The organism is Xenophilus azovorans DSM 13620, assembly GCF_000745855.1.
Lineage (GTDB): Bacteria > Pseudomonadota > Gammaproteobacteria > Burkholderiales > Burkholderiaceae_C > Xenophilus > Xenophilus azovorans.
The window spans coordinates 19,908-33,066 of record NZ_JQKD01000032.1; the positions used below are offsets into that span (position 1 = coordinate 19,908).

A 13,159-nucleotide genomic window follows, 5' to 3' on the forward strand; every position below is an offset into this window, starting at 1 on the left:
AAAGCGCGGCGGGCCGGCAGGCCGCGCCGCGGGGCTGGGAACGGTCAGGCAGTGCCCTTGGCGGCAGCCACCTGGGCGGCCACCTCGGCGGCGAAGTCGTCGACCTTCTTCTCGATGCCTTCGCCCACCACGAACAGCGTGAAGCCCTTCACCGCGGTGCTCTTTTCCTTGAGCATCTGCTCGACGGTCTGCTTGTCGTTCTTCACGAAGGCCTGGTTGTGCAGCGAGACCTCCTTGAGGAACTTCTGCACGCCGCCCTCGATGCGCTTGGCGACGATGTCGTCCGGCTGCGGCTTCTTGCCGGCGGCCTCGGCGGCCTTGCGGTCCTCGTCGGCCTTGCCGGCGGCCACCGCGCGCTCGCGCTCGATCAGCTCGGCCGGCACGTCGGCGGCCGTCAGCGCCACCGGCTTCATGGCGGCCACGTGCATCGCCACGTCCTTGGCGGCCGTGTCGTCGCCTTCGTACTCGACCACCACGCCGATGCGCGTGCCGTGCAGGTACGAGGCCAGCTTGGCGTCGGAATCGAAGCGCTTGAAGCGGCGGAAGCTCATGTTCTCGCCGATCTTGCCGATCAGGCCCTTGCGCACGTCTTCCAGGGTGGGGCCGAAGCCGTCCTGGCTGTAGGCGAGCGCGCCCAGGGCGGCCAGGTCGGCCGGGTTGTTCTTGGCCACCAGCTCGGCCGCGGCCTGCGCCATGGCGATGAAGGAGTCGTTCTTGCTGACGAAGTCGGTCTCGCTGTTGACCTCGACGATGGCGCCGGTCTTGCCGTCGATGTAGGCGGCGACCACGCCTTCGGCGGTGATGCGCGAGGCGGCCTTGCCGGCCTTGCTGCCCAGCTTGACGCGCAGCAGTTCCTCGGCCTTCTCCATGTTGCCGTCGGCCTCGGTCAGGGCCTTCTTGCACTCCATCATGGGGGCGTCGGTCTTGGCGCGCAGTTCGGCGACCATGCTTGCGGTGATTGCTGCCATTGGGATGTTCTCCAGGATGCTTGTCTTGCGTGATACGGATGAAAAAAAGGGGCAGCGAGCCCCTTCACTTCAGGCTGGTGCCGGCGCTCAGGCCGAGGCGCCTTCCTCGACCTCGATGAACTCGTCGCCCTCGCCTTCGCCGGCGGCCTTGGCCACGTCGGCCACGGCGTTGTTGCGGCCCTCGACGACGGCGTCGGCGATGCCGCGGGCGTACAGGGTGACGGCCTTGGAGGAGTCGTCATTGCCCGGGATCACGTAGTCGATGCCCTCGGGCGAGTGGTTGGAGTCCACCACGCCGATCAGCGGGATGCCCAGCTTCTTGGCCTCGGCCACGGCGATCTTGTGGAAGCCCACGTCGATCACGAAGATGGCGTCGGGCAGCGCGTTCATGTCCTGGATGCCGCCGATGTCCTTCTCCAGCTTCTCGATCTCGCGGGTGAAGGTGAGCTGCTCCTTCTTGGACAGCCCGTCCAGGCCGGCCTCCTGCTGGGCCTTCATGTCCTTCAGGCGCTTGATGGAGGTCTTGACCGTCTTGAAGTTGGTCAGCATGCCGCCGAGCCAGCGGGTCTCGACGTAGGGCATGCCGGCGCGGCGAGCTTCCTCGGCGACGATCTCGCGCGCCTGGCGCTTGGTGCCCACGAAGAGGATGGTGCCGCGGTTGGACGCCAGCTGGCGGGCGTACTTCTGCGCTTCCTGGAACATCGGAAGCGACTTTTCCAGGTTGATGATGTGAATCTTGTTGCGGCTGCCGAAGATGTAGGGGGCCATCTTCGGGTTCCAGAAGCGGGTCTGGTGGCCGAAATGGACACCGGCTTCCAGCATTTCGCGCATGTTGGTCGACATTGTTTGCTCCAAAGGTTAGGTCTTGAAGCCAGCCCGTTTTCGCGCATCGCATGCCCGGCGGGCTTCTGGCGACGCTGCGAACACCTTGAGGGGGCTGGTTCGCGGATGCGTTCCGCCTTCCAGCCGCCCCTCACAAGGAGGAAAGTCAGCCTGGGCGAAACCCGAAAAGTATAGCATGGCGGCTCCTTTCCGACGGGGCCGCGCCCCGCCTTCCGCCCCTGCCACCGCCGCCCCGACATGCCCGTTTCCGCCGACCTGAACGCCACCCTCGCCGCCCTGCGCGCCGGCCGCACCGATGCGCCGGCGCAGATCGAGCTCGCCCTCGAGGCCGCCGGCTCGCCGGCCTGCGCGCACGCCTTCGTCGCCCCGCACGCCGAGGGTGCGCGCCGGCAGGCCGCCGCCGCGGCGCCCGGCCAGCCGCTGGCCGGGCTGGCCTTCTCCGTGAAGGACCTGTTCGACGTCGCCGGAGCACCCACCCCCGCCGGCTCCGTGGTGCTGGCCCACGCGCCGGCCGCCGCGCGCAGCGCGCCGGCCGTGCAGCGCCTGCTGGACGCCGGCGGGGCGCTGGTCGGGCGCACCAACATGACCGAGTTCGCCTTCTCCGGCGTCGGCGTCAACCCGCACCACGGCACGCCGGCCAACCCGGCGGACACGGCGATCGCACGCATCCCGGGCGGCTCCTCGTCGGGGGCCGCGGTGTCGGTGGCCGCCGGCGCCGCCTTCATCGGCCTGGGCTCGGACACCGGCGGCTCGATCCGCATCCCCGCCGCCCTGTGCGGCATCGTCGGCTTCAAGAACACCGCGCGGCTGGTGCCCACCGAGGGCGCCGTGCCCCTGTCGACCACGCTGGACACGGCCTGCGCCATGACGCGCTCGGTGCGCGACGCGGTGCTGGCGCACGAGATCCTGGCGGCACGGCGCGTGCGGCCCGACCCGACCCCGCTCGCGCAGCGCCGGCTGGCCGTGGTGAAGGACCTCTTCCTCGACGGCATGGACGCCGGCGTGGGCGCCGCCTTCGAACGCGCCCTGCGGCGCCTGCGGGACGCCGGCGCCCGCATCGACGAGATCGTGCTGCCGCCGCTGGCCGACCTGCCGGCCATCAACGCCACCGGCGGCTTCTCGGCCGCCGAGAGCTACGCCTGGCACCGCCTGCTGCTGGAGCGCAGCGGCGCCGGCTACGACCCGCGCGTGGCGCAGCGCATCCTCAAGGGCGCCGGCATGACGGCCTGGCAGTACCTGGACCTGGTGCGCGAGCGCGCCGCCTGGATCGAGCGCATGCAGGTCCTGATGGCGCCCTACGACGCCCTGCTCTCGCCCACCGTGCCGATCGTCGCGCCGCCCATCGCCGACGTGGCGCCGGGCGCCGAGCGCGACGACGCCTTCTTCCGCGTCAACGCGCTGCTGCTGCGCAACCCCTCGGTGGTGAACATGCTGGACGGCTGCGCCATCTCCATCCCCTGCCAGGCGCCGGGCGAACTGCCCGCCGGCCTGATGCTGTGGCAGGCCGCCCTGCACGACGACACGGTGCTCGCCGTCGCGGCGCAGGCCGAAGAGTTGCTTCAAAAAGAATAGCGATCATCGCCCACCGGGCGGTCGCTTCCGGGCGATCTGCTTCGGATTGGTTTCGTCGATATAATTTCATATGAAATTATCTCAAAAGAAACCATGGACACCGGATCACGCCTTCACCGCCTGCTGGCCGACCGTCCTGCACCGCTGCGGGACGCCGTGATCGCCTCGCGCATGCTGCTGCGCACCGCCTCGCTGCTGGAGCAGCGCATCGACGCCGCGCTGGCGCCGCACGGCCTGACGATGCGCGAATACCTCGCGCTGGTGCTGATCGCCGACGACGCCGTCGAGCCGCTGCGCCCCTCCGACCTCGGCACCTCGCTGAATGCCAATCGCACCCGCATCACGCGGCTGCTCGATGGGCTGGAGGCCCGCGGCCTGATGCGCCGGGTGCCCGATCAGGCCGACCGGCGCAGCCTGCACCTGGCGCAGACCGAGGCCGGCGCCGCGCTGGTGGCCGCCGCCACCCCGCTGGCGCACGCCGCCTACCTGGCCGCCTGGGCTCCGCTGGGCGAGGACGGCACGCGCCGCACCGGCGGCGCCCTGCGCCGGCTGCACGAGCACTTGACGAAAGAAGCGCCGTGAGCATCACGCCGCTGCTGCACCACGCCGACCGCAAGCGCCTGCTGATGCTGCTGCTGGGCCTGCTGGTCGGGCTCGACTTCCTGGAGAACGGGATGTTCATCTTCGCCGCCAGCCACATCGCCGGCGGCGTGGGGGCGGGCCCGCGCGAGTTCGCCGAGGTGCAGGCTGCCTATGCGGTGGCCAGCATGCTGTCCATCGCGGCGCAGCAATGGCTGTCGCGCCACTTCGGCTACCGGCGCTACCTGGCCGGCGCGCTGGTGCTGTTCATCGCCGGCGCCCTGGCGGCCGCGCAGGCCGGCAGCACCGCGGGACTGACGCTGGCGCGCACGGTGCAGGGCCTGGGCAGCGGCGCGCTGTTCACCAGCAGCCGCGTTCTGGTGCAGATGCTGTTCGCGGCGGCCGACCGGCCGGCAGCGACCAAGTGCTTCATGATCGGCGCCTTCGGCACCGGCGCCCTCTCGCCGATCCTGGCCGCGACGATGGTCGAGGCATGGGGCTGGCAGTGGGTCTTCCTGGCCGCGCTGCCGCCGGCCGGCATCGCACTGGCCGGCGTGCTCGCGCTGCTGCCCGGCGGCATCGGCCGCGGCGGCGAGCCGGTGCGCTGGGCGGCCGGGCCGCTGCTCTTCTTCGCCGCGGCCATCGGCTGCGTGCAGTGGGCGCTGTCGGAGGCGCGCTACGAGGTGTTCTCGCACCCGGCACGCCTCGTGCTCGCCGTGCTGGGCGGCGCGGTGCTGGCGGGCGCCTTCCTGCGGCACCAGTGGCACCACCACGAGCCGCTGCTGCGCCTGCGCGAGTTGCGCCACCCGGCCTACGTCATGGGCCTGGGGCTGTACTTCCTCTACTACTGCCTCACCAACTTCAGCGCCTACCTGTTCCCCATCTTCGCCGAGCGCAGCCTGGGCCTGCCCCTGGCGACCACCGGCTGGCTCAACGGCTTCGCCGGCGTGGCGAGCGTGGGCATGGCCTGGCTGTACATCCGCTTCGGGCCGCGCATGGCGAAGAAGAAGCCACTGGTCGCCGGCGGCGCCCTGGGGCTGGCGCTGGCCTCCTGGCTGTTCGCCGTGCTGCCGCCCGAGGCGCCGGCCGCCGCGCTGTGGCTGGGCGTGGCCGTCAAGGGCCTGTTCGGCGTGCTGATGATCCTGCCGGTGGCGGGCCTGACCTTCCGCAGCCTGGGCGAGGCCCAGTTCGCGCACGGCTACCAGAGCAAGAACCTGATGCGGCAACTGGCCGGCTCCTTCTCCACCGCGGTGGCGGCCATCGCGCTGCAGGACCGGCAGTTCGCCACCGCGAGCGACCTGGCCGCACGCCTGAACGCCGCCAACCCCGCCGCCACCCAGTGGCTGGACACGCTGCAGGCCGGCTTCGCCGCCCACGGCATGGCGCCCGCGCAGGCGCACGGCGCCCCCCTGGCGGAACTCTCGCGCGCGGTCGACCAGCAGTCGCTGCTGATGGCCTGCGAGGACCTGTACCGCGGCCTGGGCCTGCTGGCCCTGGCGACAGCGGTGGTGGTGCTGGTGCAACGGCGGCTCAAATAGCGCCCGCCGGCGACCGGCGCGCCGCCGCGCGTCTACTATCCTCGCTACCTCCGGCGCAGCCGCGGCGCGCCCTGTTCCTGCCCCTGTCTTCATGAAAATCGCCATCGTGGGCGCCGGCATCATCGGCGTCACCACCGCCTGGGAGCTGGCCTGCGATGGCCATGAGGTCCACGTCTTCGACCGCCGCAGCGCCGCGGCCGAGGAATCCAGTTTCGCCAACGCCGGCGTGGTCGCGCCCGGCTACGTCACGCCCTGGGCCGCGCCCGGCATGCGCATGAAGGTGCTGCGCTCGCTGCTGTCCTCGCACGGCGCGATCAAGCTGCGCTGGCCGCTCAGCGGGCGCGACGTCGGCTTCATGCGCGCCTGGCAGCGCGCCTGCCGGCTGGAGACCTACCTGGCCAACCGCGCCCGCATGCAGCGCCTGGCCTTCTACAGCCGCCAGCGGCTGCACGGCATCGTGGCGGCGCGCGAGTTCGTCTACGAGCGCAGCGACGGCTACCTGGTGCTGCTGCGCGGCAAGCGCGAGAAGAAGCTCGTGCGGCCCGGCCTGGAGGTGCTGCGCCAGGCCGGCGCGGTGTTCCGCGAGATCGACGCCGACGAGGCGCGGCGCATCGAGCCCGCCCTGTCGCCCGACACCGACCTGGCCGGCGCCATCCACCTGCCCGACGACGAGGTGGGCAACTGCCGCCAGTTCGCGATGCTGCTCAAGCGCGAGGCCGAGGCGCTGGGCGCGCAGTTCTTCTTCGACTGCGACATCGCGCCGCTCGCGCGCGCGGCGCCCCGCTCGCTCTCGCTGGCGGCCGGCTCGCCGGCGCTGGAATTCGACGCCGTCATCGTCTGCGCCGGCGTCGCCAGCGCCGCGCTGCTGGCGCCGCTGGGCGTGCGGGTGCCGCTGGCGCCGGTGTACGGCTACTCGATCAGCGCGTCCATCCGCGAGCCGCTCAACGCGCCGCGAAGCGCGGTGATGGACGAACGCTTCAAGGTCGCCATCTCGCGCATGGGCCTGCGCGTGCGCGTGGCCGGCAGCGCGGAGCTGGGCGGGCGGCCCGGCGAGTTGCATCCGGGGGCCGTGCAGACGCTGTACAAGGTGCTGCACGACTGGTTCCCGGCCGCGGCGCAGATCGAATCGGGCGGCGTGCAGCAGTGGAAGGGCGCACGGCCCATGCTGCCCGACGGCCCCCCCGTCATCGGCCCGAGCGGCGTGCCCGGCGTGTGGCTGAACCTGGGCCACGGCTCCAGCGGATGGGCGCTCTCGTGCGGCAGCGCGCGCGTGCTGGCCGACATGGTGGCCGGCCGCGAGGCGGAGATCGACCTGGAGGGCCTGGGGCTGGAGCGGCTGCTGCCCGGCGCCTGAATCCCCCGCGCGGCGGCAGAATCGGCCGATGCGCCCGATCCGCCCGTCCGACCTCGCCGCACCGCTGCCCCTCTTCGGCGTCGAGGCCTCGCGCCGCATCGAAAGCCTGGCCGCCGCGCCGCTGCCCCCGCACACGCTGATGCAACGCGCCGGCCTGGCCGTGGCGCGGCTGGCGATGGCGCTGGCGCCGCGCGCCCGCACCGTGTGGATCGCCTGCGGGCCGGGCAACAACGGCGGCGACGGCTTCGAGGCCGCGATGCACCTGGCGGCGCGCGGCTTCGCGCCGGTCGTCACCTTCGCCGGCGACGAAGCGCGGCTGCCGCAGGACGCCGCCGCCTCGCTGCGCCGCATGCGCGCGGCCGGCGTGGCGCTGGCCGATGCGCCCCCCGCGCAGTTCGGCCTCGCCATCGACGCCCTCCTCGGCCTGGGCGCGCGGCGGGCGCCGGAAGGCACGATGGCCGACTGGCTGCGCCGGATGCGTTCGGGGCCGGCGCCGCTGCTGAGCGTGGACCTGCCCTCCGGCCTGGACGCCGACAGCGGCCGGTTAGGGCCCGATGGCGGCGCAGCCCCCCGCTTCTGCCTGAGCCTGCTGACGCTCAAGCCCGGCCTGTTCACGGCCCACGGCCGCGACGCGGCGGGCGAAGTGTGGTTCGACGACCTGGGCTGCGCGCCCGGCGACGTGGCGCCGGATGCCCTGCTGGCCGCCGCGCCGGCCCCCGCGGCACGGCCCCACGCCTCGCACAAGGGCAGCTTCGGCGACGTGGCGGTGATCGGCGGCGCCGAGGGCATGGTCGGCGCGGCCGTGCTGGCCGGCACGGCCGCGCTGCATGCCGGCGCCGGGCGCGTGTTCGTCGCGCCGCTGGCGCCGCCGGCCGCTGCGCCGGCATGGGACGGCACGCAGCCCGAATTGATGTTCCGATCGCCCGGCGCGCTGGCGCACCAGGCCGTCGTGTGCGGCTGCGGCGGAGGCGAAGCAGTGCGCGCCCTGCTGCCGCGCGTGATCGACGAAGCCGGCTCTCTGGTGCTGGATGCCGACGCACTCAACGCGCTGGCCGCCGACGCGCCGCTGCGTGATGCCGTGGCGCGCCGTGCCGGCCGCGGCCTGCCGACGGTGCTGACGCCGCATCCGCTGGAGGCGGCGCGGCTGGCGGGCTGTTCCGCCGCCGAAGTGCAGGCCGATCGCCTGCGCCACGCCCGCGACCTGGCGACCGCGCTGGCCTGCACGGTGCTGCTCAAGGGCTCCGGCACGGTGATCGCTTCGCCGGGCGAGACGCCACGGATCAACCCGACCGGCAACGCCCGGCTGGCGACCGCAGGCACCGGCGACGTGCTGGCGGGCATGGTGGGCGCCGCGCTCGCCGCAGGCCTGCCGCCACACGAGGCGGCGGCCGCGGCCTGCTGGCACCACGGCGCGCTGGCCGACGGCTGGCCGCCCGCACGCGCGCTCACCGCATCGGCACTGGCCCGCGCCGCGCAACCAGTCTGAATGCCCCCAGGGCCGGGCTGCGCCCGACCCGCCCCCCGAGGGGGACAAGAAAACTTGGGGCGGCCCGGCGTTTTCTTGGGAAACCGCCTCAGCCGCGCCCGACGAAGGGCATCTTGGTCGCCATCACCGTGTGGAAGAGCACGTTGGCCTCCAGCGGCAGGTTGGCCATGTAGAGCACCGACTGGCCGACGATGTTCACGTCCATCACCGGCTCCACCGCGATCTCGCCGCTGGCCTGCGGCACGCCCTTCTGGAAGCGCGCCGCCAACTCGGTGAGCGCATTGCCCACGTCGACCTGGCCGACGGCGATGTCGTACTTGCGCCCGTCCAGCGAGGCCGTCTTGGTCAGCCCGGCCACCGCGTGCTTGGTGGCGGTGTAGGCGATGGAGTTGGGCCGCGGCGTGGTGGCGGAGATCGAGCCGTTGTTGATGATCCGCCCGCCGCGCGGCGACTGGTCGCGCATCACGCGGAAGGCCTGCTGAATGCAATAGAACATGCCGTTCAGGTTGATGTCGACCACGCCCTTCCACTGCTCGGCCGTCCAGTCCTCGAAGGGACCCTGCGGGTTGCCGACGCCGGCGTTGTTGAACAGCAGGTCGACGCGGCCGAAGCGCTCGACCACCGCGGCGAACAGCGCGGCCACCGATTCCTGCCGGGCCACGTCGGTGGGCACGGCGAAGGCGCGCGCGCCGGCGCCGGATTCGTCGGCCACCGCTTCCAGCGGCTCCAGCCGGCGCCCGGCCAGGGCCACGCTCCAGCCGTCGGCCAGCAGCGCCAGGGCGGCGGCGCGGCCGATGCCGGAGCCCGCCCCGGTGACGATGGCGATGCGGGAGGTCTTGTCGTTCATGCGGTCTTCTCCTTGGGTGCGGACCGGCCGCGCTCAGCCGCGCGGCCCCTTGTTGCTGCGCTTGTTCTTCATCTTGCCGGCGGCCTTCTTGACCGCCGACGTCAGGGCCTGGATGGGCGAGGTCGGGCGCGCGTCGCGCGCCTTGCTGCGCGACTGGCGCTTCTTGTCGGAGGCCTTGGCGGGCACGCCCGAAGGAGGCGCGACGCCCTTGTCCTTCATCGCGCGCGCCGCCAGTTCCTCGCCCTCGCGCACCAGGCGGAAGTCGATCTTGCGGCCGTCCAGGTCGACCCGGCTGACCTGCACCCGCACCCGGCTGCCGATGGCATAGCGGATGCCGGTGCGCTCGCCGCGCAGCTCCTGGCGCGCCTCGTCGAACTTGAAGTACTCGCCGCCCAGCTCGGTGATGTGCACCAGGCCCTCGACGTACATCGCGTCCAGCGTGACGAAGATGCCGAAGGTGGTCACGGCCGTGACCACGCCGCCGTACTCCTCGCCCAGGTGCTCGCGCATGTACTTGCACTTGAGCCAGGCCTCGACGTCGCGGCTGGCCTCGTCGGCGCGGCGCTCGTTGGCGCTGCAGTGCAGGCCGGCGGCCTCCCAGGCCTGCACTTCCTTGCTGTGCGGCGCCGCCGGCTTGGCCTGCCGGGCGACCGGCGCCTTCACCCGCGAGGCCAGGCGCTTGGCCAGCTTGGCGTGCGCCTCGCCCGGCGTGGGCAGCACGGGGAGCTGGTACTTGGTGTTGCCCAGGATCGCCTTGATCACGCGGTGCACCAGCAAGTCCGGATAGCGGCGGATCGGGCTGGTGAAGTGCGTGTAGGCCTCGTAGGCCAGGCCGAAGTGGCCGCTGTTGATCGGCGTGTAGATCGCCTGCTGCATCGAGCGCAGCAGCATTGTGTGGATCTGCTGCGCGTCGGGGCGCTCCTTGGTCGCCTGCGCGATGGCCTGGAACTCCGACGGGTGCGGCTCGTCGCTGATCGACATGCCCACCGCCATCGCCTTGAGGTAGTTGCGCAGGATCTCCTTCTTCTCGGGCGTGGGGCCTTCGTGCACGCGGTACAGGCCCGGATGCTTGCCCTGCGCGATGAAGTCGGCGCTGCACACGTTGGCCGCGAGCATGGCCTCTTCGATCAGGCGGTGCGCGTCGTTGCGGATGCGCGGCACGATCTTCTCGATGCGGCCGGCGTCGTCGCAGACGATCTGCGTCTCGGTGGTCTCGAAGTCCACCGCGCCGCGCTTCTCGCGCTGCGACAGCAGCGCGCGGTACACGTCGTGCAGGTTCAGCAGGTCCTGCACCCTCTCCTGCCGCCGCATCGCCTCCGGCCCGCGCGTGTTCGCCAGGATCGCCGCCACCTCGGTGTAGGTGAAGCGGGCGTGGCTGAACATCACGGCCGGGTAGAACTGGTAGGCCTCGATCTCGCCGGCGCCCGTCACCACCATGTCGCACACCATGCACAGGCGCTCGACCTCGGGATTGAGCGAACACAGCCCGTTGGACAGCTTCTCCGGCAGCATCGGGATCACCCGGCGCGGGAAGTACACGCTGGTGGCGCGGTCGTAGGCGTCGATGTCGATCGGCGAACCGGTCTTCACGTAGGCGCTGACGTCGGCGATCGCCACCAGCAGGCGCCAGCCGTTCTTGGCCGACCGGCCGCGGCCGATCTTCGTCGGCTCGCAGTACACGGCGTCGTCGAAGTCGCGCGCATCCTCGCCGTCGATGGTGACCAGCGGAACGTCGGTCAGGTCCACGCGGTTGCGCTTGTCGGCGGGGCGTACCTTGTCCGGCAGCGCCTTGGCTTCCGCGAGGCAGGCCTCGGAGAACTCGTGCGGCACGCCGTACTTGCGCACCGCGATCTCGATCTCCATGCCCGGGTCGTCGATCTCGCCCAGCACCTCGGTCACACGCCCGACGGGCTGGCCGAACAGGGCCGGCGGCTCGGTGAGCTGCACCACCACCACCTGGCCCGTCTTCGCGGCGCCGGTGGCGCCCTTGGGGATCAGCACGTCCTGCCCGTAGCGCTTGTCCTCCGGCGCGACCAGCCAGATGCCGCCTTCGTGCAGCAGCCGGCCGATGATCGGCTGCTCGGGCCGCTCGATGATCTCTACCACGCGGCCCTCGGGGCGGCCGCGGCGGTCGGTGCGCACGATGCGCGCCTTGACGCGATCCTTGTGCAACACCGCGCGCATCTCGTTGGGGGGCAGGTAGATGTCGGCCTCGCCGTCGTCGCGCTGCACGAAGCCGTGCCCGTCTCGATGCCCCAACACCGTTCCTTCAATTTCTTCCAGCAGACTGCCGGAGTGGCCTGAATTTTTGATATGATCTCCTTCTGTTCTGAAACGCAGACGTTCTTGCCTTAAGCGAGAACATCAGCCCAGGTGGCGGAATTGGTAGACGCACTAGTTTCAGGTACTAGCGAGTAACATCGTGGAGGTTCGAGTCCTCTCCTGGGCACCAAACACACAAAGCCACCGGCAACCCCGGTGGCTTTTTCTTTATTCCTTCGAGCGGGAAGACGGGCGGTCACTCGAAGGGATTCTCAGACGGGCAGCGCGACGAGGTCGTGGCCCTCGGCCGCCACGATCCGCGCCCGGGTGAACTCGCCCACCTTCAGCTGCTTGCTGATCTTCTCGGGCGGCAGCAGGCGCACGATGCCGTCGATCTCGGGCGCATCCGCATAGCTGCGGCCCACCCCGCCCCGCCGCCCCATCGCCGGCGCCGAATCCACCAGCACCTGCATGTTCGCGCCGATGCGGCGCTTCAGGCGCTCGGCCGACACGACCTCGGCCACCTCCATGAACCGGGCGCGGCGCGCCTCACGCTCGGCCTCCGGCAGCATGCCGGGCAGCTCGTTGGCGGTAGCACCCTCCACAGGGCTGTAGGCGAAGCAGCCGGCGCGATCGATGCCCGCCTCTCGCACGAAGTCGAGCAGGTGCTCGAACTCCGCTTGCGTCTCGCCCGGGAAGCCGGCGATGAAGGTGCTGCGGATCACCAGCTCGGGGCACATCTCGCGCCAGCGCGCGATGCGCTCCAGGTTCTTCTCGCCGCTGGCCGGGCGCTTCATGCGCCGCAGCACATCGGGGTGGCTGTGCTGGAAAGGCACGTCCAGGTACGGCAGCACGCGGCCTTCGGCCATCAGCGGGATGACCTCGTCCACGCTCGGGTACGGGTATACGTAGTGCAGCCGCACCCAGGCGCCGTAGGGCTCGGCGATCTCGCCCAACGTGCGCACCAGCTCCAGCATGCGCGTCTTGACCGGCTTGCCGTCCCAGAAGCCGGTGCGGTACTTCAGGTCGACGCCGTAGGCCGAGGTGTCCTGGCTGATCACCAGCAGCTCCTTCACGCCGCCCTCGAACAGCGCGCGCGCCTCCTTCAGCACGTCGCCCACCGGCCGCGACACCAGGTCGCCGCGCATCGAGGGGATGATGCAGAAGGTGCAGCGGTGGTTGCAGCCCTCGCTGATCTTCAGGTAGGCGTAGTGCTTCGGCGTGAGCTTGATGCCGGCCGGCGGCACCAGATCCACGAAGGGGTCGTGCGGCTTGGGCAGGTTGGCGTGGACGGCGTCCATCACCTCCTGCGTCGCGTGCGGGCCGGTCACCGCCAGCACGCTGGGGTGCATCTGCCGCACCAGGTTGCCGCCTGCGTCGCCCGTCTTGGCGCCCAGGCAGCCGGTGACGATCACCCGCCCGTTCTCCGCCAGCGCCTCGCCGATGGTGTCCAGGCTCTCCTTCACGGCGTCGTCGATGAAGCCGCAGGTGTTCACGATGACGATGTCCGCGCCCTCGAAGGTCTTGGACGTGCTGTAGCCCTCGGCGCTGAGCTGGGTGAGGATGAGTTCCGAATCGGTCAGCGCCTTGGGACAGCCCAGGCTGACGAAGCCCACCTTGGGCGCTGCGGCGGCCGGCGGGCTGGTTCGTTCGGGGGAGGCAACTTCGCTCATCGCGCTATTGTCCCAGTTCCGGGGCGCCCCGGCCCGA

10 protein-coding genes and 1 tRNA gene are annotated in these 13,159 nt (G+C 71.5%); 6 read left to right on the forward strand and 5 right to left on the reverse strand.

Translation table 11 applies throughout. The features are described 5' to 3' along the window. Positions 1–44 precede the first annotated feature (44 nt). Together tsf and rpsB are read right to left on the reverse strand one after the other, a co-directional pair. Positions 45–968, reverse strand: a complete 924-nt coding sequence (gene tsf / locus Q392_RS17160) for a translation elongation factor Ts (protein ID WP_038210385.1) — start codon at positions 966–968, stop codon at positions 45–47. An 87-nt stretch (positions 969–1,055) separates the two neighbouring features. Continuing rightward, positions 1,056–1,811, reverse strand: coding sequence for a 30S ribosomal protein S2 (gene rpsB, locus Q392_RS17165; protein ID WP_038210387.1), 756 nt, complete (start codon positions 1,809–1,811; stop codon positions 1,056–1,058). Between the two features lie 237 nt (positions 1,812–2,048). Between rpsB and Q392_RS17170 the strand changes: the two genes are divergently transcribed. From Q392_RS17170 to Q392_RS17190, 5 genes are all read left to right on the forward strand, one after another. Beyond that, complete coding sequence (locus Q392_RS17170; RefSeq protein ID WP_038210390.1) at positions 2,049–3,383, forward strand: amidase; 1,335 nt, start codon at positions 2,049–2,051, stop codon at positions 3,381–3,383. Positions 3,384–3,476: 93 nt separating this feature from the next. After that, on the forward strand, positions 3,477–3,965 hold the full coding sequence (locus Q392_RS17175; RefSeq protein ID WP_038210391.1) for a MarR family winged helix-turn-helix transcriptional regulator: 489 nt from the start codon (positions 3,477–3,479) through the stop codon (positions 3,963–3,965). Next, on the forward strand, positions 3,962–5,500 hold the full coding sequence (locus tag Q392_RS17180) for an MFS transporter (RefSeq protein WP_038210392.1): 1,539 nt from the start codon (positions 3,962–3,964) through the stop codon (positions 5,498–5,500). Before Q392_RS17175 ends, Q392_RS17180 begins: the two co-directional genes overlap by 4 nt. Positions 5,501–5,591: 91 nt before the next feature. Then, positions 5,592–6,854, forward strand: a complete 1,263-nt coding sequence (locus tag Q392_RS17185) for a D-amino acid dehydrogenase (protein ID WP_038210393.1) — start codon at positions 5,592–5,594, stop codon at positions 6,852–6,854. Positions 6,855–6,882: 28 nt separating this feature from the next. Further along, complete coding sequence (locus tag Q392_RS17190; protein WP_038210394.1) at positions 6,883–8,340, forward strand: bifunctional ADP-dependent NAD(P)H-hydrate dehydratase/NAD(P)H-hydrate epimerase; 1,458 nt, start codon at positions 6,883–6,885, stop codon at positions 8,338–8,340. A gap of 88 nt (positions 8,341–8,428) precedes the next feature. On the opposite strand, the gene Q392_RS17195 is transcribed toward Q392_RS17190, so the two are convergent. After that, the gene (locus Q392_RS17195) at positions 8,429–9,187 is read right to left on the reverse strand and encodes an SDR family oxidoreductase (protein ID WP_038210396.1); all 759 of its coding nucleotides are present in this window, start codon (positions 9,185–9,187) and stop codon (positions 8,429–8,431) included. A 33-nt stretch (positions 9,188–9,220) separates the two neighbouring features. After that, positions 9,221–11,473 (reverse strand): ribonuclease R, encoded by a 2,253-nt coding sequence (gene rnr / locus Q392_RS17200; RefSeq protein WP_245610742.1) that lies wholly within the window; start codon positions 11,471–11,473, stop codon positions 9,221–9,223. A gap of 81 nt (positions 11,474–11,554) precedes the next feature. Between rnr and Q392_RS17205 the strand changes: the two genes are divergently transcribed. Then, a tRNA-Leu gene (locus tag Q392_RS17205) sits at positions 11,555–11,639 on the forward strand. A gap of 82 nt (positions 11,640–11,721) precedes the next feature. On the opposite strand, the gene rimO is transcribed toward Q392_RS17205, so the two are convergent. Further along, the gene (gene rimO, locus Q392_RS17210) at positions 11,722–13,122 is read right to left on the reverse strand and encodes a 30S ribosomal protein S12 methylthiotransferase RimO (RefSeq protein ID WP_038210398.1); all 1,401 of its coding nucleotides are present in this window, start codon (positions 13,120–13,122) and stop codon (positions 11,722–11,724) included. Positions 13,123–13,159: the final 37 nt, after the last annotated feature.